Source organism: Pseudoalteromonas sp. GCY, from assembly GCF_016695175.1.
GTDB lineage: Bacteria > Pseudomonadota > Gammaproteobacteria > Enterobacterales > Alteromonadaceae > Pseudoalteromonas.
Map to the genome: position 1 here is coordinate 1712032 of NZ_CP068023.1, position 19137 is coordinate 1731168.

The 19137-nt window shown below is 43.3% G+C and carries 14 protein-coding genes and 1 pseudogene; 10 read left to right on the forward strand and 5 right to left on the reverse strand.

The genetic code is table 11. The features are described from left to right. Positions 1 to 231: 231 nt before the first annotated feature. Both cmoB and cmoA read right to left on the reverse strand, forming a co-directional pair. Positions 232 to 1200: a tRNA 5-methoxyuridine(34)/uridine 5-oxyacetic acid(34) synthase CmoB gene (gene cmoB, locus JJQ94_RS12790; protein ID WP_099030986.1), complete on the reverse strand. Its 969-nt coding sequence runs from the start codon at positions 1198 to 1200 to the stop codon at positions 232 to 234. A gap of 8 nt (positions 1201 to 1208) precedes the next feature. Beyond that, positions 1209 to 1934 (reverse strand): carboxy-S-adenosyl-L-methionine synthase CmoA, encoded by a 726-nt coding sequence (gene cmoA, locus JJQ94_RS12795; RefSeq protein WP_010378032.1) that lies wholly within the window; start codon positions 1932 to 1934, stop codon positions 1209 to 1211. A gap of 115 nt (positions 1935 to 2049) precedes the next feature. Between cmoA and JJQ94_RS12800 the strand changes: the two genes are divergently transcribed. Beyond that, complete coding sequence (locus tag JJQ94_RS12800; protein WP_099031045.1) at positions 2050 to 2724, forward strand: DUF3334 family protein; 675 nt, start codon at positions 2050 to 2052, stop codon at positions 2722 to 2724. A gap of 111 nt (positions 2725 to 2835) precedes the next feature. Here the strand turns inward: JJQ94_RS12800 and JJQ94_RS12805 are convergent, their stop codons facing one another. Beyond that, on the reverse strand, positions 2836 to 6567 hold the full coding sequence (locus tag JJQ94_RS12805; protein ID WP_099030985.1) for a response regulator: 3732 nt from the start codon (positions 6565 to 6567) through the stop codon (positions 2836 to 2838). Positions 6568 to 6672: 105 nt separating this feature from the next. Here JJQ94_RS12805 and JJQ94_RS12810 point away from each other — a divergent pair, with 105 nt between their 5' ends. The 8 genes from JJQ94_RS12810 to JJQ94_RS12845 all read left to right on the forward strand — a co-directional run bounded on the left by JJQ94_RS12810 (position 6673) and on the right by JJQ94_RS12845 (position 16062). Further along, positions 6673 to 7794 carry a hybrid sensor histidine kinase/response regulator gene (locus JJQ94_RS12810; RefSeq protein WP_099030984.1) on the forward strand — a complete coding sequence of 374 codons (1122 nt, stop codon included), beginning with the start codon at positions 6673 to 6675 and terminating at the stop codon, positions 7792 to 7794. Between the two features lie 386 nt (positions 7795 to 8180). Next, positions 8181 to 9023 (forward strand): isopenicillin N synthase family dioxygenase, encoded by an 843-nt coding sequence (locus JJQ94_RS12815; RefSeq protein WP_017219251.1) that lies wholly within the window; start codon positions 8181 to 8183, stop codon positions 9021 to 9023. A gap of 322 nt (positions 9024 to 9345) precedes the next feature. After that, positions 9346 to 10257: an N-acetylglucosamine kinase gene (gene nagK / locus JJQ94_RS12820; protein WP_099030983.1), complete on the forward strand. Its 912-nt coding sequence runs from the start codon at positions 9346 to 9348 to the stop codon at positions 10255 to 10257. Then, positions 10257 to 11381 carry an N-acetylglucosamine-6-phosphate deacetylase gene (nagA, locus tag JJQ94_RS12825; RefSeq protein WP_099030982.1) on the forward strand — a complete coding sequence of 375 codons (1125 nt, stop codon included), beginning with the start codon at positions 10257 to 10259 and terminating at the stop codon, positions 11379 to 11381. The genes nagK and nagA overlap by 1 nt, the downstream gene beginning before the upstream one ends. A 259-nt stretch (positions 11382 to 11640) precedes the next feature. Beyond that, on the forward strand, positions 11641 to 12774 hold the full coding sequence (gene nagX, locus JJQ94_RS12830; protein WP_099030981.1) for a transmembrane glucosamine N-acetyltransferase NagX: 1134 nt from the start codon (positions 11641 to 11643) through the stop codon (positions 12772 to 12774). A 262-nt stretch (positions 12775 to 13036) separates the two neighbouring features. Then, positions 13037 to 13831, forward strand: coding sequence for a glucosamine-6-phosphate deaminase (gene nagB / locus JJQ94_RS12835; protein WP_045988699.1), 795 nt, complete (start codon positions 13037 to 13039; stop codon positions 13829 to 13831). 147 nt (positions 13832 to 13978) lie between these two features. After that, positions 13979 to 14881 (forward strand): NAD(+) diphosphatase, encoded by a 903-nt coding sequence (gene nudC, locus JJQ94_RS12840; RefSeq protein ID WP_099030980.1) that lies wholly within the window; start codon positions 13979 to 13981, stop codon positions 14879 to 14881. Between the two features lie 2 nt (positions 14882 to 14883). Next, entirely contained in the window at positions 14884 to 16062 is a 1179-nt protein-coding gene (locus JJQ94_RS12845; protein ID WP_099030979.1) for a cystathionine beta-lyase, read from the forward strand. Between the two features lie 1251 nt (positions 16063 to 17313). Here JJQ94_RS12845 and JJQ94_RS12855 read toward each other — a convergent pair. After that, positions 17314 to 17448 (reverse strand): annotated as a pseudogene (locus JJQ94_RS12855) (IS66 family transposase); the annotation flags it as partial. Between the two features lie 271 nt (positions 17449 to 17719). Next, positions 17720 to 17809 (reverse strand): IS66 family insertion sequence element accessory protein TnpB, encoded by a 90-nt coding sequence (gene tnpB / locus JJQ94_RS24430; protein ID WP_099030978.1) that lies wholly within the window; start codon positions 17807 to 17809, stop codon positions 17720 to 17722. A gap of 298 nt (positions 17810 to 18107) precedes the next feature. Between tnpB and JJQ94_RS12865 the strand changes: the two genes are divergently transcribed. Beyond that, positions 18108 to 19127 carry a beta-ketoacyl-ACP synthase III gene (locus tag JJQ94_RS12865; RefSeq protein ID WP_099030977.1) on the forward strand — a complete coding sequence of 340 codons (1020 nt, stop codon included), beginning with the start codon at positions 18108 to 18110 and terminating at the stop codon, positions 19125 to 19127. Positions 19128 to 19137: the final 10 nt, after the last annotated feature.

Here is a 19137-nt window from a genome sequence, read left to right on the forward strand (position 1 = left end):
GCTCAATTTGAAGGAGCAAATCTGACGCCAACTGCGTTAAAAATTTCTCATTTAGAACAACTAAATAGCAAAATTTTCGGCTTGTTATCGAAGATATTTTCTCGCCTCAAAATAGATCACTTAATTAAGCTTAATTGGTATTATTTTTGTAAAATAATGCAACTAAATCAGCAGGTTATGATTTTGTTTTGATGAATCTTATGAGTAAGGGGCTGGTGCCCCTTACCGGTTTTACGCTTTTGCGATAAATATAGCACGGAGCGGAGCGGGATAGCCTTCAATGGTTTTGCTGGTGTCATTTGGATCTAAGAAATCAGCAAGCGACTCTGTTTCCATCCAAGGGGTTTGGCGCTGCTCGTCTAACGACGTGACATCTTTGTTTACCACTTTGATATCTTTAAAGCCCACGCGCTCGAGCCATAATGTTAATGCGTCGCAGCTTGGAATAAACCATACATTGCGCATCTTGGCGTAGCGGTCGGTCGGCACTAAAACTGTATTTACATCACCCTCAATGACGAGTGTTTCTAGCACTAATTCGCCACCTTTTCTTAGCTGAGACTTTAGCTGCGCTAAAAAGTCGATTGGTGAACGACGGTGATATAGCACGCCCATTGAAAACACAGTATCAAATGCTTTTAACTCAGGCAGTTGCTCTACACCTAGTGGTAGTAAATGCACGTTTGGATCGGGGTTAAAGTGTTTAATAGTTTGGAATTGGCATAAAAATAGGTCGGAGGGATCAATGCCAACAACAAGCTCTGCGCCTTCCCCGCGCATACGCCACAAGTGATAACCAGAGCCACAGCCGATATCCAATACATTACGGCCATGAAGGTCGCTGATATGGGGGAGCAGTCGGTCCCACTTCCAGTCGCTGCGCCACTCAGTATCAATATGGACGCCATGTAAATGAAATGGTCCCTTACGCCATGGCATCATGCGTTTTAGTAAATGCGTTAACTGCTTTTTATGACCTTCATTAACGTCTGCGCCAGTACCTATCTCAACCTTGGTTTTTATATCAACATGCGTAGTTGAGATCTCTGGTAGATTTTTAATGACTTTTTCCCATTTCGGCCAGTCGCCATGTTGGGCTTCTTTTTGCCAATGGCTAAGCTGTGCAGGCAACGTTTCTAGCCAATGGCTCAGTGGGGTTTTCGCAATGGTTGCATAAAAGTCGGTAAACCAATGATTCATAATTGCCTCTATTTTATTGCTACCATTGAGCAGAAGTTAAAGCACTGATACCACACTTGAGTTTGATTAAAGCCAATATCCTCTAATCTTGTCATATGGGTACTCAACGAGTCCGTGCGCATCACGTTTTCAATCGCGGTGCGTTTTTGGCTGATCTCTAATTCTGAGTAGCCATTGTGGCGTTTAAAGTCGTGGTGAAGGTCGATAAGTAAGTTGTCTTTAGTACCGTTTTCACCGCGGATTTTTTCACTTAATAGCAGTACGCCACCAGGTTTTAAACCCTGATATATTTTTTCGAGAACCGCTTTGCGGTTTTCTGGTGGGATAAACTGTAGGGTGAAGTTCATCGCAACGACAGATGCATTGCTAATCTCTATTTCATTGATATCACCTAAAGTGACCGAGACTGGGACGTCAGATTTAAAGCCTTTTAAATGCAGTTGGCAGCGCTCTACCATAGGCTGTGAATTATCCACGGCAATGATATGACAGTTTTCTTTATCTATATTTCTACGCATGCTTAGCGTGACCGCGCCTAAAGAGCAGCCTAAGTCATATAAGTTTGAGTTACTTTGCGCATAAGTACCCGCAAGTTTGCCCATTGTGCTTACTATTGTCGCGTAGCCCGGCACTGAGCGCTGGATCATATCTGGAAACACTTCGACGACATTGGCGTCGAAAGTGAAATCTTTTACTGCTTGCTCAGTGGCATAAATACTGTCTTTGCCCGTCACATTAAATCTCTCTTTGAAAATAATCTCGCTATTTTAGCATTTTATGCTGGATAGTCAGTGATAAATTCAGTAGCTTGGCTACTATTAACAATAAGAAGTAAATATGAGACCAAAAATGGCGAAAAGCAAAGTGATTAGCACAGAAGACATCCTCTCAACGCTATGCCACTCAGTAACAGAAGTTCTGTCGTCGGCAAGCGGCAACCAAATTAACTATTCCGCGATGGTACAAAAGATCACCCGTACCTGTATGAGGCCTGACATCGGCTGTTTCGTATTGTTTGATGGCGGCTTTACCGGTTTAGTCGTAACTAATTTTACCGCGCAAGCAGCAATGGAGGTGTATACCGATTACATGCGCAACATGGGCATGCCTGAAGAAGAAATTGCGCATAGTCATTTATCCGATGACGTTGCCAACGTATTGGGTGAGTTGATGAACCAGATTGTTGGTGATTTCACCAATAAAGTACGTGAGCAACTACATACCTCTATCACGCAAAACCAACCTAAGATGATGGCTATCAACAAACAGGTGCAGATCTCGGTAGACACAACGATGGATCGCCCGCAGGCGAGACGCGTTACCTTTACCACTCAAGGCCAGAATATTTTCTATCTTGAATTGGCAATGGATAAAACTGAATTTATTAAGCTACATGACTTTGATATTGCGGAGTCGGTAGACCCAGATGACATTATTGCAAGTCAGGCTGAGAAGAAAAAGCCAGCGGAGCCGCAGGAAGAAGATGTTATAGATGACGACTTTATGGATCGGTTAGGATTGTAAAACCGTATTTAAGTACTTGTCTTTTAGCACATATAGAAAGACCACACCTGTGGTCTTTCTGTTAGGTAAAAATCTTCATTTCGCCCTCGGATAAAATATATAGCAATAGCACTAATGCAGTGCGCCTTTTCCTGCATTAAGCTCAGGTGCTTCTTCTACATGTTTAATGGATGTTAGCATCATAAAGGCTTCATTGAACTCAAAGCGGGCGATGGCGGTTTTTAATTTCTGTAGTTCTGGTTCCGTCAAATAGCTACTTACCGAAATTGAGTCTACTAACTCTGTGGCTTGAGTATCATAATCTCTTAACGCACACGCGAGCTGGATGAGTTCCTCTAATTGACTATTACCACCTTTTTCTTCGTTGTTTTTCGTTACATCTACTACCTGTTGAGTTACCTCTCTTTTACGGCGCTTCTGGCATTGTTCCAGTGCATATTTAACGTATTTAATCAGCTCGTCAATTTCGCTCGCATTAGGTGGGCGGACGTTAAGAGAAGCCTCAATGTGCTTAAACTCTTCAGTTAGCTTAACAATCGAAAGGTTAGCGCTAGCGCCTTTTAATGCATGTAGCATGCTATGTGCAAGTTCAAAATTCTCAATGGCTAAAGCCTGTTTTAAATTGATCAGCTCTTCAATCTGCTGGGACAGGAACTTTTCTAAGATATCGAAGTAAACCTTCTGGTTGCCCGCGGCTCGAGCAATACCCTCGGCAATATCAATGCCTTCAAACTCAATGACCTCATCAACTTCCTCTACCTCTGTAGTGACTTCTGTTGGGTTTGCTACGGGCGTTGCTAAAAGGCTACTGGTCTCAGCACTTGCGTATTTCAAAATACTTTTAACGAGTTGCTCAACGTCGATGGGTTTGGTGACGTGGCCATTCATACCAGCATCGATGCAAGTCTGGATGTCTTCTTCCATGGCGTTGGCGGTCATCGCGAGAATAGGAAGTGTATTTTTATCGAACTCTATACGAAGGTTTTGCGTCGCGGTAATGCCATCCATCACTGGCATTTGCATATCCATTAAAACAATATCTATGTATTTGCTATGAACTTGCTCAATGGCTTCTTGCCCATTATCAGCGACTGCCACTTGAGCTCCGAAGCTAGATAAGATCTCCACTGCGATTTCCTGGTTGACGGGTTGATCCTCCGCAACCAAAATCGATATGCCATTTAGTGCTTGTTTACTAATCGTTTGTTCTTTTTTGGTGATAGTGGTTCTTATTTCTGGTGAGTCAAACACGGCATTTTGAATAACGTCCACAAGATTTGACGGATTAATCGGCTTTAAAAGTACACCATCGACTAAACTGGCTTGGCTATCGTTGAGGTTTAATTCTCGACCATAAGCTGTGACTAAAATGAACTTACTTTGCGACACATCGACTTGCGATTGCAGCTTAGTGATCAGCTCGATACCATCTAATTTTGGCATATGCCAATCGACGAAAATAAGATCTGGTAAATCTTGTGTCAGGACGAATTGATTTAATGCCTTATGAGGGTCTAAATAAGAGCAAACCTGCATACCAAAGTTTGTTAGCATACCGCTTAAAACGTCCAATGCGTGTTGGTTATCGTCAATGATTGTTGCTGATAGCTCTGATAAGTGGGTAGAGGCCATTTTCGCCTGACTCAGCTCGTCACTGACTTCCATTTCTAATGTGAAATAAAACTCCGAACCGACGTTCTCCTCACTCTCAACATATATTTCTCCCCCCATAAGCTTGACCAGTTGCTGTGAAATCGTGAGGCCGAGTCCAGTACCGCCATATTTTCGGGTGATCGAATTGTCTGCTTGCGAGAAAGATTGAAATAGGTTTTTTTGCTGGCGTTTATTCATACCAATACCGGAGTCTTTGACGCTAAACTTAATTTTCGCTAACCCTTTTTCGACATTGACGAGGGCAACATGAATAACAACCTCACCGGTTTCTGTGAATTTAACCGCGTTACCCGCTAAATTGATGAGTACTTGGCTTATTCTAAATTGATCGCCAATCACACAGTAGGGCACTTGTGAGTCAAGATCAAAGACCAACTCTAGTTGTTTTTCTTGGGCTTTTACACTGACGATGGTAGCAACACTGTCGAGTAACTTTTCTGTTGAAAAAGCCTGATATTCTAACTCGATTTTACCAGCTTCGATTTTCGAAAAATCGAGTATATCGTTGATTAATCTCAGTAATTGCTTTGCCGCAGTATCTATTTTTGATACGTAGTCGTGCTGTTTTGCATTTAATTCGGTCGCGAGTGCGAGATGAGACATACCAATAATCGCGTTCATTGGGGTTCTAATTTCATGGCTCATGTTGGCGAGGAATTCGCTTTTCGCTTTTGCCGAGTTTTGAGCCAAGTCTTTTGCCTCTATGAGCTCACGTTGCAGTTGGTTCCTCTCCGAAACATCAAGGTACATGCCAACAATCCCAGCTACAGCGCCATTTTCATTAAAAAATGGCGCTTCGTATACAATCAGTTCCCGCGCCTGCTCTTGGCCATCGAGCAATAGTACTTCGTAAGTTTGCTCTTGGGTTGTGGTGATAATTTCGTGGGCTTTGGACTCAAATAGACTGGCTATTCCTAAATCAAAAATCTCGTCTAGTTTGGCGCCAATCACATCTACTTCAAATTGATCTAACAGTGCCAAAAAGGACTTGTTTACCCCCATAAATACACCGTCAGTAGAACGATAGTACGTAGGGTTTGGGATAGCATTGATAATGTGGTGGGTAAGTTCAAGTTGTTCGCTTAAGGCCGACTCTGTCTTTTGTTGTTTTTCGATATTTTCATTAATAGCAAGCGCGAGACTTAAGTCCTTACACAAGTACTCAAGCGCTTCAAATTGGCTGTCTATCAACGCCTGAGCACTACCGACTAGCAGCACATAAACTACATGATTACCGATGGCTAGTGGAAAGCAATAACGGCTTTGCAACTTCACTTCAACTTCTTGTTCTTTGAGCCACAACGGTTCTTGTTGTACTTGTGGTTCATTATTTGTTGCGCAAAACGCTATCGTGGACGCAATAATTGAGTGGCTTGGTGTCACCCCATGGCTTTTCACTAACGACAAGGTGTCGTCTTCTGAATTGGCATAGAGGCAAACACTCGGTGCATTGAACTCATTGGCAATAAACTCTAGTGCGTGGCGCACGATAGGCTCGGAACCGGTGATTGATTTTAGTTCGCGATTATAGTTTTCGATAATTGCGGCTGACGCCAACTTTTGGCTTTGAGAAGTGGTGGCTGCATGGATCGCTTGTGTGAGCCGTTTTACATCGGCGTCACTGTTTGTGGGTGCTACTGAAAGAGGGGCGCCGTTTAACGCTTGTGCACGTAGCGTATTGACGATGCGATAGAGCGGGGAGAAATGTTTGGTGCGCATAAACCAAACATAAAAGCTTAAAAATAGTGTTAACACCGCGAAAGCAAGGCCAGTAATCAACAGTATTTTAAGTTGTTGATTGGTGCTTGTTTCGAGTTCTGCGTTTGCAATGAGAGGCAGTTGTGAGATGGCGTTTTGATAACTTTGAGGTAAATCGACCTGTTCAACCGTATCTGCTAAAAATCGAGATTTTAATCTTGCTTGGGTTTCATAAATTTGTTGTAGCGGTAGTGGTAATGAGTGACTTGGTGCAGATTTGATGTCATCGAGCCATTGGGCGTTTTTATCTTTGCTATACATCTCAAGTGAGAGGTGGTTGTGATAAGCGGTATTAACGTCGGTCGCGAGTGTGCTATGAGTGGTTGTTGAGTAGTAGATAAGCGCTGCGCTTCCTAGGGCTGCCATCAAGGCGAAAAGTGCGATCCAACTTAGTAATGCTTTTGAGGACATAAGTTATTATTTACGCGTGAATTTATATATAAACATAGTCGCGATATACAATTTCTCAAGCTATGCTGTAAAAAGTGTCTATCGTAAGGACTTGAGTAACGTTACATGTCAGACATTTTAATTGTTGACGATATGCCGGAAAACCTCCAGGTATTGCAGCTCATACTAAGAAAGGAAGGATATAAAGTATTAGCAGCACGAGGGGGGGACATTGCCTTAGGTATCGTTAAAAAGCATCAGCCTGAATTAATTATTACTGATATAAAAATGCCAAATATGTCGGGAATTGAACTATGTAAAGTGCTTAAGTCCGACAATTCGACGACGGCCATTCCCGTTATTTTTGTGAGTGCTTATGAAGACAGCGAGAGCTTGGTACAAGCATTCGAGGTCGGTGGTGTTGATTACATCACCAAACCCTATAAACCCGCTGAAATCATAGCCAGAGTAAACACCCAATTTAAGTTAATTGAAGCGCAAAAATTAGCGGTAAAACAGCAGCTATCTAAAGCCATAAACCAAATGGTGATGGGGATCGCACACGAAATTAATACCCCGCTTGGTACCAGTATTACGTCAAACACCTTTTTAGAAGGCGTCATGCAAGAGCTACAAAGTGCACTCACCGCAGGTACGCTTACGCAGGATGGGTTGGTTACGGGGTTTGAACAGATCAAAGACAGTAGTGCGCTGTGCAGCCGTAATCTAGAAAAAGTGGCTAAGTTTGTCAGCTTATTAAAATCGGTCTCTCAGTCTGAGCGAGATAGCAGCTGTGCTGACGTTAAATTACAAGAAATAGAAACAAGACTGAAAAAAGATTTTTCAAAGCAAGACGTACAAATCCAGTTTGTTGGTAACACAACAACAGAGATTTATGTGGATGGACAAGCTCTGGTTGAGGTACTGAGCAACTTAGTTGAAAATTCCATTGCGCATGCTTGGATTGACCATGATCACCTTGCCACCATCACCTTTACGCACTCGGGTAACAATTTACATGTGAATTATACTGACAATGGAATAGGGCTTAGAGGAGTTAGTACACAAGAGTTATTAAAACCATTTGTTACAACAAAAAGAGGTAATGCAGGCCATGTTGGGTTAAGCGCAAATTTAACTGCCAACTTGATTTCAGGGGCACTCAATGGAGAGTTTAGTGTGAAAAATACACCGCAAGGGTTGGAGTGGGATATCCAAATACCGATAGATGCCCCCGATAATGCTTGATCTGCATCAAAAGTCTCAGGTCCTATACATAAAGGCGGACATAAGTCCTTATATCATTTGTCCTAATTCAATAAGCTCGCTCGCTGTTAAAACGTAATCTTTAAAAAGTACTCTGCTAACCATGTAATTAGCTACACTTTTTGAAGAATTATCGACAACACGATCGTATAAGGGCTTTTTAGCCTTTGCTGTTGCTGTTTTTAGCGAGTCTTGTTAGATGCAAGTTTACTGCTTAAAAACAACCCCCTAGGTTAACAGACCCGATAACATACGCCTTACCTTCTACTAGGTACGCAGTGTTGAGATGACACGGGAAGTGCGTTATTTACTCCAATGTGCAATTGAGTAAATAACCATGAATTACTAATAATTTTGGTGGAACCATTATGCAACAGTTACCTACCGTAGACTATCAATCGCCAAATGCTGCGAAAGAATTTGTAGAATCTTTAAGAAACACGGGTTTCGGTGTACTAAAAAATCACCCAATCCCACAAGAGTTGGTTGAATCAATCTACAAACATTGGCAAGAATTTTTTAATTCAGAAGAAAAACACGAGTTCCTTTTCAATAAAGAAACCCAAGACGGTTACTTCCCACCAGAAGTCTCTGAAGTTGCGAAAGGTTTTACAGTAAAAGACATTAAAGAGTACTTTCACGTTTATCCAAAAGGTCGCGTACCGGCTCAATTAGAAGCGGAAATTCGTGAATATTACCGTTTAGCGAGCGAGTTTGCTCAAGAACTGCTAAGCTGGGTGCAAGCTGAAGCGCCTGCAGATGTGAGAGCGAGATTCTCTATTGACCTTAAAGATATGATCAAAGAATCAGAGCAAACATTACTACGTATTCTTCATTACCCACCAATGACAGGTGATGAAGAACCAGGTGCAATTCGCGCCGCAGCTCATGGTGATATCAATCTACTTACTGTATTACCAGCGGCAAATGAGCCTGGCCTGCAAGTGCAAAGACAAGATGGCAGTTGGTTAGACGTACCATGCGACTTTGGTTCGTTGATTATTAACATTGGTGACATGCTGCAAGAGGCGTCGGGTGATTACTTCCCATCGACAATTCACCGTGTGATTAACCCAACAGGCAAAGCGTCGACGAAATCTCGTATTTCATTGCCGCTATTCTTGCATCCAAGACCGGATGTTGTGTTGTCAGAGCGTTACACTGCAGATAGCTATTTGCAAGAGCGTTTGAGAGAACTTGGGGTCAAGTAACCTAGACTTACGATAGCGAATAACCTGAACGATAAGGTTAAATCGATAAAGCGACTTGATGTAATATTGAGTCGCTTTTTTATTATGTGTCTAACAATCCCTAATCTCTGTTAGTCCTTGTAATTTGACGATTATTGCAATTTTTCACTGACAATCCTCACAAACTGTGCAATATTAGTTTTTTTCAAAATGAAGAAATTTCTTGAAAAATTTAATGACAACGCTGTCATTTGTTGTGTAACATCAATTCAACATGAATGAAAAACCGTGTCCAACGAAAACAATAACGCGGTCTAATCTAGAGCAAAGTAGGGGTCTTTACATGATGGCTAAACAGGTTAACCAAGACCAACTATACATCGGCGTCGATGGTGGTGGAACAAAATGCCGCGCTACAATTTATTCTCTTCAACATGGCGTTTTGGGTACGGGTCTAGGCGGTCCTGCTAATCCCTTACATGGTTTAGAGCGCACGCTTGAATCTATCATGGTGTCGACACAAATGGCGTTACAAGACGCAGGTCTTCGTGTTGAACAAGTACATGAGCTAAATGCAGGTCTTGGTCTTGCAGGTGTTAACTTACCCGCGCTCTATGACAAAATCATGCAATGGGAGCATCCCTTTAAACAAATGTTCCTTACCACAGATTTACACACCGCGTGTATTGGTGCTCATGAGGGTAGCGATGGTGCAGTGATTATTACCGGCACCGGCTCCTGTGGTTTTGCCTTAGTTGATGGTAAAACAGTGAACTATGGTGGTCATGGCTTTGCTCAAGGCGATATGGGTAGTGGTGCTTGGATGGGGTTAGAGGCGGTAAAAGCTGCGTTACTCGACCTCGATGGCCTTGGCGAAAAAACGTCATTGAGCCAAGTATTACTAGAGCACTTCAGTGCGAAAGGGGCAATGGGTATTGCAGAGCAAATGGCGGGGCAGCCGTCTAGCGGCTATGCAAAGCTGGCTCGTTATGTATTAGAGCAAGCAAAACTAAATGATGAAATTGCCCTTTCAATTGTGAATTCAGGTGCGGAATATATCAGTCGTTTAGCTCAGCGTTTACTTGAATTAAACCCGCCTAGACTCTCTATGATCGGCGGATTATCCGAGCCGCTACAACCTTGGCTCGACCCAGAAGTTGCAAAGCAAGTCCAATTACCTAAACAACCTCCTGAAATGGGGGCTATTTACTTTGCTATTCAAAGTGCAGGTCAAGAATTTAAAAAGGCGAACTAATGACGACTCAATGTTATTTTGCTCCAGAGTTTTTTGATGGTGAATGTTTTAAAAATAACGTTTTTTTCGAGGTAAAGAACGGTCAAATTCGTTATGTAACTGAGTCGCAAGTAACCAATGTTAGGAAACTTTCAGGGTTAGTTGTTCCAGGCTTTATTGACGTTCAAGTTAATGGTGGTGGTGGCGCATTTTTTAACGCCGAGCAATCCACGACATGCTTGGCGACTATGGTTAGAGCACATGGCCAATTTGGTTCCACGGGATTAATGCCAACCCTTATCACTGACAAGATTGAAGTGATGCAACAAGCGGCAGATGCAACAGCAGAAGCTATTGCTACTAATCAGCCCGGAGTGCTTGGGATCCATTTTGAAGGTCCACACTTATCTCATCCTAAAAAGGGTACGCATAGCGAAAAGTTCATCAGACCAATTTCAGAGCAAGAGTTTGCGGTTTACGCGCGTCAAGATTTAGGCATCAAAATGGTGACTTTAGCACCTGAAACTGTGCCACTTAGCGATATCGAACGCTTGATTTCACTGGGTGTGAAAGTGTGTATCGGTCATTCAAACGCGGATTATGAAACGGCTAATGCCGCGCTCAGCGTTGGCGTGGATGGCTTTACTCACCTATTTAACGCAATGTCTGCGTTCACTTCCCGTGAGCCGGGCGTTGTCGGCGCAGCGCTTTGGAATGACAATAGCTGGTGTGGTTTGATCGTTGATGGCCATCACGTTCATCCATTGTCGGCGCAGCTTGCGATTCGTACTAAGCAGCGCGGCAAAATGATGCTAGTGACGGATGCCATGCCTCCGGTTGGTACAGATGATACGGAGTTTGACTTTTTTGATGGCAGAAAAGTTATTCGTACCGGTGATCGGTTAAATTCAACAACCGGTGAGCTTGCTGGCAGTGTATTGGATATGGCAAGTGCAGTGCGAAACACCGTCAATACGCTTAACGTGAGCCTAGCTGAGAGTTTACGCATGGCCTCTCTTTACCCTGCGCAATATCTTGGCCTGTCTCAAAAGGGGCATCTAAGATCGGGCGCTGATGCTGATTTCGTGGTGCTCGACAGCGATTTGATTGTGAAGCAAACCTATATTGGTGGTCAGTTGCTATAACTGATTTGCAATTGAATAGTGGACGGAAACGGCCGCTTAAGTTTCCCTGATAAAACCCCGCAGTAGTACCGCGGGGCTTTGTTTTTTTAAGCTTAGCCGGTATTTGGTTAAGCATGGGTGGATCGACAACTCAGGAAGTTATTGTCGTGTGCGTAATGATAGAGTCATGATTGCAACGCGCATCAAAACTAACCTTGAGGCAAATGGATTTGCTTGATTGAGCGATCCATAGTTAATGTTTTCACGCGGATAAATAACAATGACAACGAATAATAAGCCAAAGCGACTTGCGTCTTTAGATGCCTTACGCGGCATGGATATGTTCTGGATCTTAGGTGGCCAGTCTATTTTTGCGGCACTGTTTGTATTGACCGGATGGCAAGGGTGGAAGGCGTTTGAAGCGCACACGCTGCACAGCCCTTGGCATGGCTTCACTTTTTATGATCTTATCTTTCCACTGTTTATCTTTTTATCGGGTGTGGCGATGGGCTTGTCGCCTAAACGTATCGACCATTTGCCCTTTAATGAACGTAAACCGTTTTATCTCAAAGCACTGAAGCGCCTTTTGTTACTGTGTGCTTTTGGCGTGTTATACAACCATGGTTGGGGAACTGGGATCCCAATGGATCCTGACGGTGTTCGCTACGCCAGTGTGTTAGGTCGCATCGCGTTTGCTTGGTTCTTTTGTGCTTTACTGGTTTGGCATACGAGTTTGCGAACCTTGGCCTATGTGGGTGTAGGCATATTGTTATTTTATTGGTTACTGCTTTGCTTTGTCCCAGTTCCTGGTGGGCAAGCGGGGGACTTAAGTGCAAATGGTGTTGGTAGTTGGAATGCGTTCATTGACACGTATTTACTACCAGGGATCAGTTATCAAAATCGTCCTGTTGACCCAGAAGGTGTGCTGTCAAGCTTACCTGCCATTGTAAATGCTATCGCAGGTGTATTTGCTGGTCGTGCTATTGCTAATGCACAAACGCAGGGAGAGTGGAAAACCGTTGGTATTTTGACAGGCTCTGGTGTACTCGTCTTAGCACTAGGTTGGCTTTGGGACATGCAATTTCCAGTTAATAAAGAACTGTGGACAAGCTCATTTGTGCTAGTAACCGTAGGCTGGAGTGCAATTCTACTTGCGGTATTTTACGCGATAGTAGATGTACTCAGCTTTCAACGTTGGGCGTATCCATTTGTTATTATAGGAGCCAATTCCATTATTATTTATTTGGCCTCAAGCTTAGTGAATTGGACCTTTATTAGTAAAAGCATATTCGGTGGCGTGATTGCCGCCGTGCCAACAGCGTGGCAGCCGCTAATTGCTGTTTTTGCGCTACTGGCGGTACAGCTTTTAGTGCTGCATTGGATGTATAAACGCCGTATTTTTGTAAGTGTATAATATTCACAAGCCTCCTTTCAAAAAGCCCACCGTTGTGGGCTTTTTAACACCTTTCGATTGCATAGAGTAAAAAATATCCATATTTTTTTTCACTTTTGCTTTACAAGCGAATTATTTCTGATAATAATGACAGCGTTGTCATAATGGTAATAACCTAATGTTGTGTATCCCAATTAGGTTCGATCTGACCTTGCTTTGATTGCACGCGAGGCAAGGCTCAGATCCCATTTTATTCTAATCATCTCAACATTTGGTTAATCGTATGCAAGTAGTCATTTTAAAAGACGCTGCCGAAGTGGCAGCATATGGTGCAGACATTTTTACAACGCAATTAAAGCGTAAAGCTAACTCTGTGTTGGGATTAGCGACGGGTTCAACACCGGTTGCTTTGTATCAAGAATTAATTAAGCGTAACCAAGCGAACGAAATCAGTTTTGCTGAAGTTACCAGCTTTAACCTAGATGAATATTTAGGCCTCGATGGCTCGCATCCACAAAGTTATCGTTACTTTATGCAGCAGCAGCTGTTTGACCATATCAACATTGATAAAAGTAACACGCACGTACCGCCGGGTGATGCAAAAAATCCAATTACGGCGTGCGGCGAGTATGAAGCGCGTATTAAATCTGCTGGTGGAATTGATGTACAACTGTTAGGTATTGGCAGAAATGGCCATATTGGCTTTAACGAGCCATCTTCTGGGTTGACGTCACGCACTCGGGTTAAAACCCTAACGAAAGCGACGATTGATGATAATGCTCGTTTTTTTAAAGCTGATGAGTACCAACCTCACTTGTCAATCACAATGGGTATTGGCACGATTTTAGATGCTAAAAAAGTCGTGTTATTAGCGACTGGTGAAAATAAAGCTGATGCCGTTGTTGCTATGGTGGAAGGCCCGTTAACAGCTGCATGTCCGGCTTCAGCACTACAAATGCATCGTGATGCTGTAATCGTCATCGATGAAGCTGCGGCATCTAAGCTAAAAGATATTGAATTCTATAAGCATATTGAAAACGAAAATCAAAAGCTGTTGGACTATCTTGCCTCTCTGTAGTGTGAAATCACACTGTAGTTTTCAAAAGCCCATTTATGGGCTTTTTTTTTGCCTGTACCTTTGTGCTATGGTAGTTTTAAGGTCTCGCCGAAGTGGATAAAATGTTCCAGAACACGAAGGAATAGGGGCTTGCTGTATTACACTCAAATGACGTTAGACAGAGCGTCTAACGAAAGAAAAGATCAAAACTGGTTATTATCTCAAATGGGTGACAATAGTCGCTGGTTATTAATTCAAGACGACGCTAATTTAGTGCGTGTCCGAGATAATGAATTACATTATCTTTCTCGAATAGAAGTCGCTGATTTAGCACTCCAAGACGCGATATTCTTAGGTCGTGACGAAGCGCACAGCTATTTTGCGCTTGACGTCTCCAAACAACGAGACAAGCTTTCTTTTATTGACTCCGAGTCAGAATTCATCGACATGCGCCAAGTGGGTCGTAACTTACCAAGGCAACAAGGCTCAATTGGCGTGCTTGCACGAGGCTTATGTTACTGGCATAAAACCCATTGTTTTTGCGGACGTTGTGGGCAACCCAATAAAATGGTTGAAGCAGGTCATGCAAGACGTTGTGTTAACCCCGAATGTCGTCATATGACGTTTCCACGTACAGATCCAGCCGTTATCATGCTTGTCACTCATGTTTTCCCTGATGGCGTTGAGCGCTGCTTGTTGGGCCGTCAGGCAATTTGGCCAGAAGGCGTATTTTCGACGCTGGCTGGGTTTGTTGACCCCGGCGAGTCGTTAGAGCAAGCCGTTATAAGGGAAGTGATGGAAGAAGCGGGTGTTGAAGCATACGACGCCACTTATATTGCCTCGCAGCCTTGGCCGTTCCCGTCTTCACTTATGCTTGGATTTATCGCGAAGGCGAAAACCACAGAGATTTTTGTCGAGCAAGATGAGCTTGAGCAAGCAAAATGGTTTTCACGGGCGGAGCTTAATACATTTTCAGAGTGGGGTGATACAAAGCCCGGCTATAAACTCACCAGAGAAGACTCTATCTCCAGATATTTAGTTGAATACTGGCGTGCACAATCAGAAGAGTAATTATGAAAAAGCATACTAAAATCGTTGCTGCTGGAAGAAAAGCAGAATATACCAAAGGGGTAGTAAACCCAGTTGTTCAGCGCGCCTCTACCGTGGTTTTTGAGAGCGTTGCAGAAATGCAAGAAGCGATAAAAGGCCGTGGACATCGCACATTGTTTTACGGCCGCCGTGGCACCAATACCCATTTCGCCTTGCAAGATGCCATTACAGAGCTTGAAAATGGTGCGGGTTGCGCCTTATATCCGTCCGGTGCTGCTGCTATCGCACAGTCACTACTGTCATTTTTAAAAGCAGGTGATCACTTGCTGATGGTGGATACTGCGTATGAACCAACCAGAGATTTGTGCGATAAGCTGTTAAAAGGCTATGGTATCGAAACCACTTATTATGACCCTATGGTTGGTGCTGGTATTGACGCGTTAATTCAAGACAATACCAAAGTGTTGTTCTTAGAGTCTCCAGGTTCAATCACCATGGAAGTTCAAGATGTGCCTGCGATGGTTGAAGTTGCAAAGCGCCGTGGCGTTATCACTATGCTTGATAATACGTGGGGCAATGGCTGGCAATTTCGTCCGCTCGATCATGGTGTTGATATCAGCATTCAAGCGGCAACTAAGTATATTGTAGGGCATTCGGATGTCATGATGGGGGTTGCCGTTGCAAATGAGCGTTATTGGCCTGAGCTTAGAGAGCACTCGTATTTACTTGGTCAATGTACTTCTGCAGATGATGCTTATTTAGCACTACGTGGGTTACGTACTATGCCTGCGAGGTTAAAGCAACACGAGCAGTCGGCAAAGATAGTGGCGAAATGGCTCGAAGCGCATCCGCTCGTGGATCACGTTAGACATCCCGCTTTTGAGACTTGCCCCGGTCATGAATTCTTCAAGCGAGACTTTGATGGCAGTAATGGTTTATTTTCAATCGTAATGAAAGAAGGTAGCCAAAAGGCGATTAACCGTTTCTTAGATGCCTTATCCCATTTTAAAATGGGTTTCTCATGGGGCGGCTATGAAAGCTTAGTTACAGCCAATAAAACCATGGAGCATTTGCGATCAGCCACAGGTTGGACACTTGGCCCCGTGATCCGCCTTCACATCGGTCTTGAAGACGTAGAAGACTTGATAGAAGATTTAGAACACGCACTTAAGGTCTACGAACAAAACCTCGCGAAATCTTAAAACCAACTACAAACTTGTTTAATTGTTGCGTCGTGTTTTGGTTTGAGCACAGCGCAACGCCTCAAAACCACTTGTGCGACATCCTTGGTTTGCTGTGTTTGTACTTATATAAAGTATTTGGCCTTCAGCCTACAAATATCTCCTTTTCACAACACAGTTAATAATATATTGAAAAATATATATATTTTAATGTTATTGAACTTATCAACTTTTAGTCTTTCCCCTTCAGAACGAAATCATCTAAAAATCATCATAACGTCAGTTATCGAACTTTGGATCTTGTTAGCGTGAACCCGTAACGTTGACTTTTAAAGGAAATGCTATGCTGCGAGCATGTATTTTTAGCGTATTTTCGCTCTCCATACTGATGATTGCCAATAAAAGTAATGGACAATAAGAGAGCCTTGTAAAGCTCACGGGTGCTTATATGGGACAAACGCCACCAGGAGAAATTGCTGAGCCTTTTGCGCCAGGCATTATCTCAACATCCGGTTGGGAACTAGAAGGGGTTTTCTCCCCAAATCTAAAGGAGTTTTACTATGTCACTCGAGGTGACAATAACAAAGGCGCGATCGTCAATGGCTTTCGTGAGGTAAACAATGTCTGGGAAAAGTATCTGGAATTTCCTCGCAATGGCGAAGTGACCTTCTCGCCAGATGGTGAACGTATGCATATGGCAAAAGGTTACAAGGAGCGAACTAAAGGCGGCTGGTCTGCTCGAAAGAGTGTGGGGCCAGAAATTGATAGAAGTGATTTTGGAGTTATGCGTTTATCGGCCTCATCGGCAGGGACTTACGTTTTTGATGATAATCGAGGAGAGGTGATTCGGATTTCGCGGCTACTTGATGGTAACCGAACTGAACCAGTAGAGCTGGGCGCTAATATTAACTCAGGACGATGGACCGCACACCCCTTTATCGCACCAGATGAGAGTTACTTAATTTGGGATAGCGAGCGCCCGGAAGGATTCGGCAGTTCGGATTTATACATCAGTTTTAAACAACAAGATGGCAGTTGGGGACGTGCTATCAACATGGGTGATAAGGTAAATTCAGACAAATGGGATGCTTATGCTACGGTCACTTCGGATGGCAAATACATATTGTTTAATCGGGGGATGGATAACGAGAATTCCAATGTCGACATCTACTGGGTAGATGCAAAGATAATTAATGAGTTAAAAACGAAAAATGGCTATTCTGAACCAAAAAGCCAAGGAGATTTCCCAAGAGATCAGGTGCACGGTATTTCGCTTTCCGCACCACTTGTAGTGAAGTTAAACAACCAGTTCTTTCGGCCTATGACGAACGGTTTGATAGCATGCTCTGCACGACCAAAGTCTATCTTTAGGTGTCTGTCATCTAGGTAGCGAATGAGTGTTGACCATTATCTGAGTGTGTTGTGGACGGCTTTGCCCTAGCTTCGATTTTGGTAGCACCGTTTGCGCTGATTTATCTAACCAGTAAGTACTTTTTATTTATTAATTTTAATTAGGCAACTTCGTGATCTAAAAACCTTGTTATAACCATAACTGAATGGCTTAAGAGCAATGACGGACTAGCCAGACAATAACGACTGCTATTGTTCGGCGCTTAGGGTAGTGACGTCATCGCCTTCTTTGTCGGGCTATTTAAACTTGTCTTTTTTCAAGCCGCTTTTACCACAAAGCGAAGCCGGTGTTATCCCAATACAACACCTTCAGCTTGTTCTTATTTTTATTATAAAACGCAAACATTTGGCCGCTCATTGCAGACTCAGCCAGTATTCTATGGCCTTGTGTTTAGGTGAAGTTTACTCTGCTCCTAGCCTTTTTAGCGGAACTTTCGTCAGGTGCTATTGCAAGTCAGTTAAAATTTTTATCCAGCGACTCCTCGTTCAGCGCCGTGTACAGAGAGCCCACACCATCAAGTAGTAATCAACATCTTTAAATTTATGTAAATATTTAAATTTAGAAATGTTGATTTGGGGTGAGGCTTTTGTTAATTTTGGTTGGGATTTAAGCATTATAAAAGCAGTAATAACATTAAATTAAAGGAATAACGATTATGACAGCCGTCATTAGAGGGATCGGTGTATGTGTCCCACCAAAGATTGTTACTAACGATGATATTTCAAAAACACTTGATACCAGCGACCTGTGGATTCGTGAAAGGACGGGAATAGAGCGCCGGTACATGGTAGATGGCGAGATATCCACTATGGATCTCGCGATTAAAGCCGGGCTCAGGGCAATCGAATCGGCACAAACCAATAAAATAGACATGGTTATTGTTGCAACAACCTCTCCCGAAAGACTTTGCCCGGCAGTTGCTCCAGAAGTGGCTGACAAAATGGGGCTTAAAGGAGTCGCGGCATACGATATCACGTCTGCTTGCGCCGGATTTGTTTATGGCATGGCAACCGCAAAGGGCTTTGTGGAAAGCGGCATTGCCGATACTGTTTTGCTTATTGGCGCGGAAGCATTTACAAAATTTGTTAATAAAGATGATAGAACCACTTGGCCAATTTTTGGCGATGGTGCAGGTGCCATGGTTATCGGCAAAGGAGAGCCAGATGAACTAGGTGCGATTGGCCAATTTGATCTTGGTGCTGATGGTTCTCTCAGCGATGCATTATGCACACATGCAGGGGGGGCAAGGCAAAGGGTTAAGGACTCCTTAGGGCAACATGCGCAAAGCCATGCCTACTATCTCAGTATGAATGGCCGGGTCGTATATGAAAATGCAGTTTCACAAATGACCCAGTCTTCGCTCAAAGCGGTCAGACAGAACGATCTGACCATCGAAGAGTTAGACTGGATGATCGGACATCAAGCCAATATCAGAATTCTTCAAACAGTAGCGTATGAGTTAGACCTACCGGAATGTAAAGTAGCCAGCAACATTGCTGATCATGGCAATACGCTTACGGCTTCAATTCCATTGCTACTAAACGATTATGCACACAGCAACCAGCTAAAACCAGGTCAGAAACTTCTAATCACAGCATTTGGCGCAGGTTTCTCCTGGGGGTCAACGGTTGTGACCTGGCCAGATCTCAGAACCTATCAAAAAGAATGGAATTAATTTTCCAATC

Bases quoted from the DNA above. Each gene is read 5' to 3' on its own strand.
- cmoB (WP_099030986.1), bottom strand. From the start codon at position 1,200: ATGAATCATTGGTTTACCGACTTTTATGCAACCATTGCGAAAACCCCA.
- JJQ94_RS12800 (WP_099031045.1), top strand. From the start codon at position 2,050: ATGGCGAAAAGCAAAGTGATTAGCACAGAAGACATCCTCTCAACGCTA.
- JJQ94_RS12805 (WP_099030985.1), bottom strand. From the start codon at position 6,567: ATGTCCTCAAAAGCATTACTAAGTTGGATCGCACTTTTCGCCTTGATG.
- JJQ94_RS12810 (WP_099030984.1), top strand. From the start codon at position 6,673: ATGTCAGACATTTTAATTGTTGACGATATGCCGGAAAACCTCCAGGTA.
- JJQ94_RS12815 (WP_017219251.1), top strand. From the start codon at position 8,181: ATGCAACAGTTACCTACCGTAGACTATCAATCGCCAAATGCTGCGAAA.
- nagK (WP_099030983.1), top strand. From the start codon at position 9,346: ATGATGGCTAAACAGGTTAACCAAGACCAACTATACATCGGCGTCGAT.
- nagA (WP_099030982.1), top strand. From the start codon at position 10,257: ATGACGACTCAATGTTATTTTGCTCCAGAGTTTTTTGATGGTGAATGT.
- nagX (WP_099030981.1), top strand. From the start codon at position 11,641: ATGACAACGAATAATAAGCCAAAGCGACTTGCGTCTTTAGATGCCTTA.
- nagB (WP_045988699.1), top strand. From the start codon at position 13,037: ATGCAAGTAGTCATTTTAAAAGACGCTGCCGAAGTGGCAGCATATGGT.
- nudC (WP_099030980.1), top strand. From the start codon at position 13,979: ATGACGTTAGACAGAGCGTCTAACGAAAGAAAAGATCAAAACTGGTTA.
- JJQ94_RS12845 (WP_099030979.1), top strand. From the start codon at position 14,884: ATGAAAAAGCATACTAAAATCGTTGCTGCTGGAAGAAAAGCAGAATAT.
- tnpB (WP_099030978.1), bottom strand. From the start codon at position 17,809: ATGAGCGGCCAAATGTTTGCGTTTTATAATAAAAATAAGAACAAGCTG.
- JJQ94_RS12865 (WP_099030977.1), top strand. From the start codon at position 18,108: ATGACAGCCGTCATTAGAGGGATCGGTGTATGTGTCCCACCAAAGATT.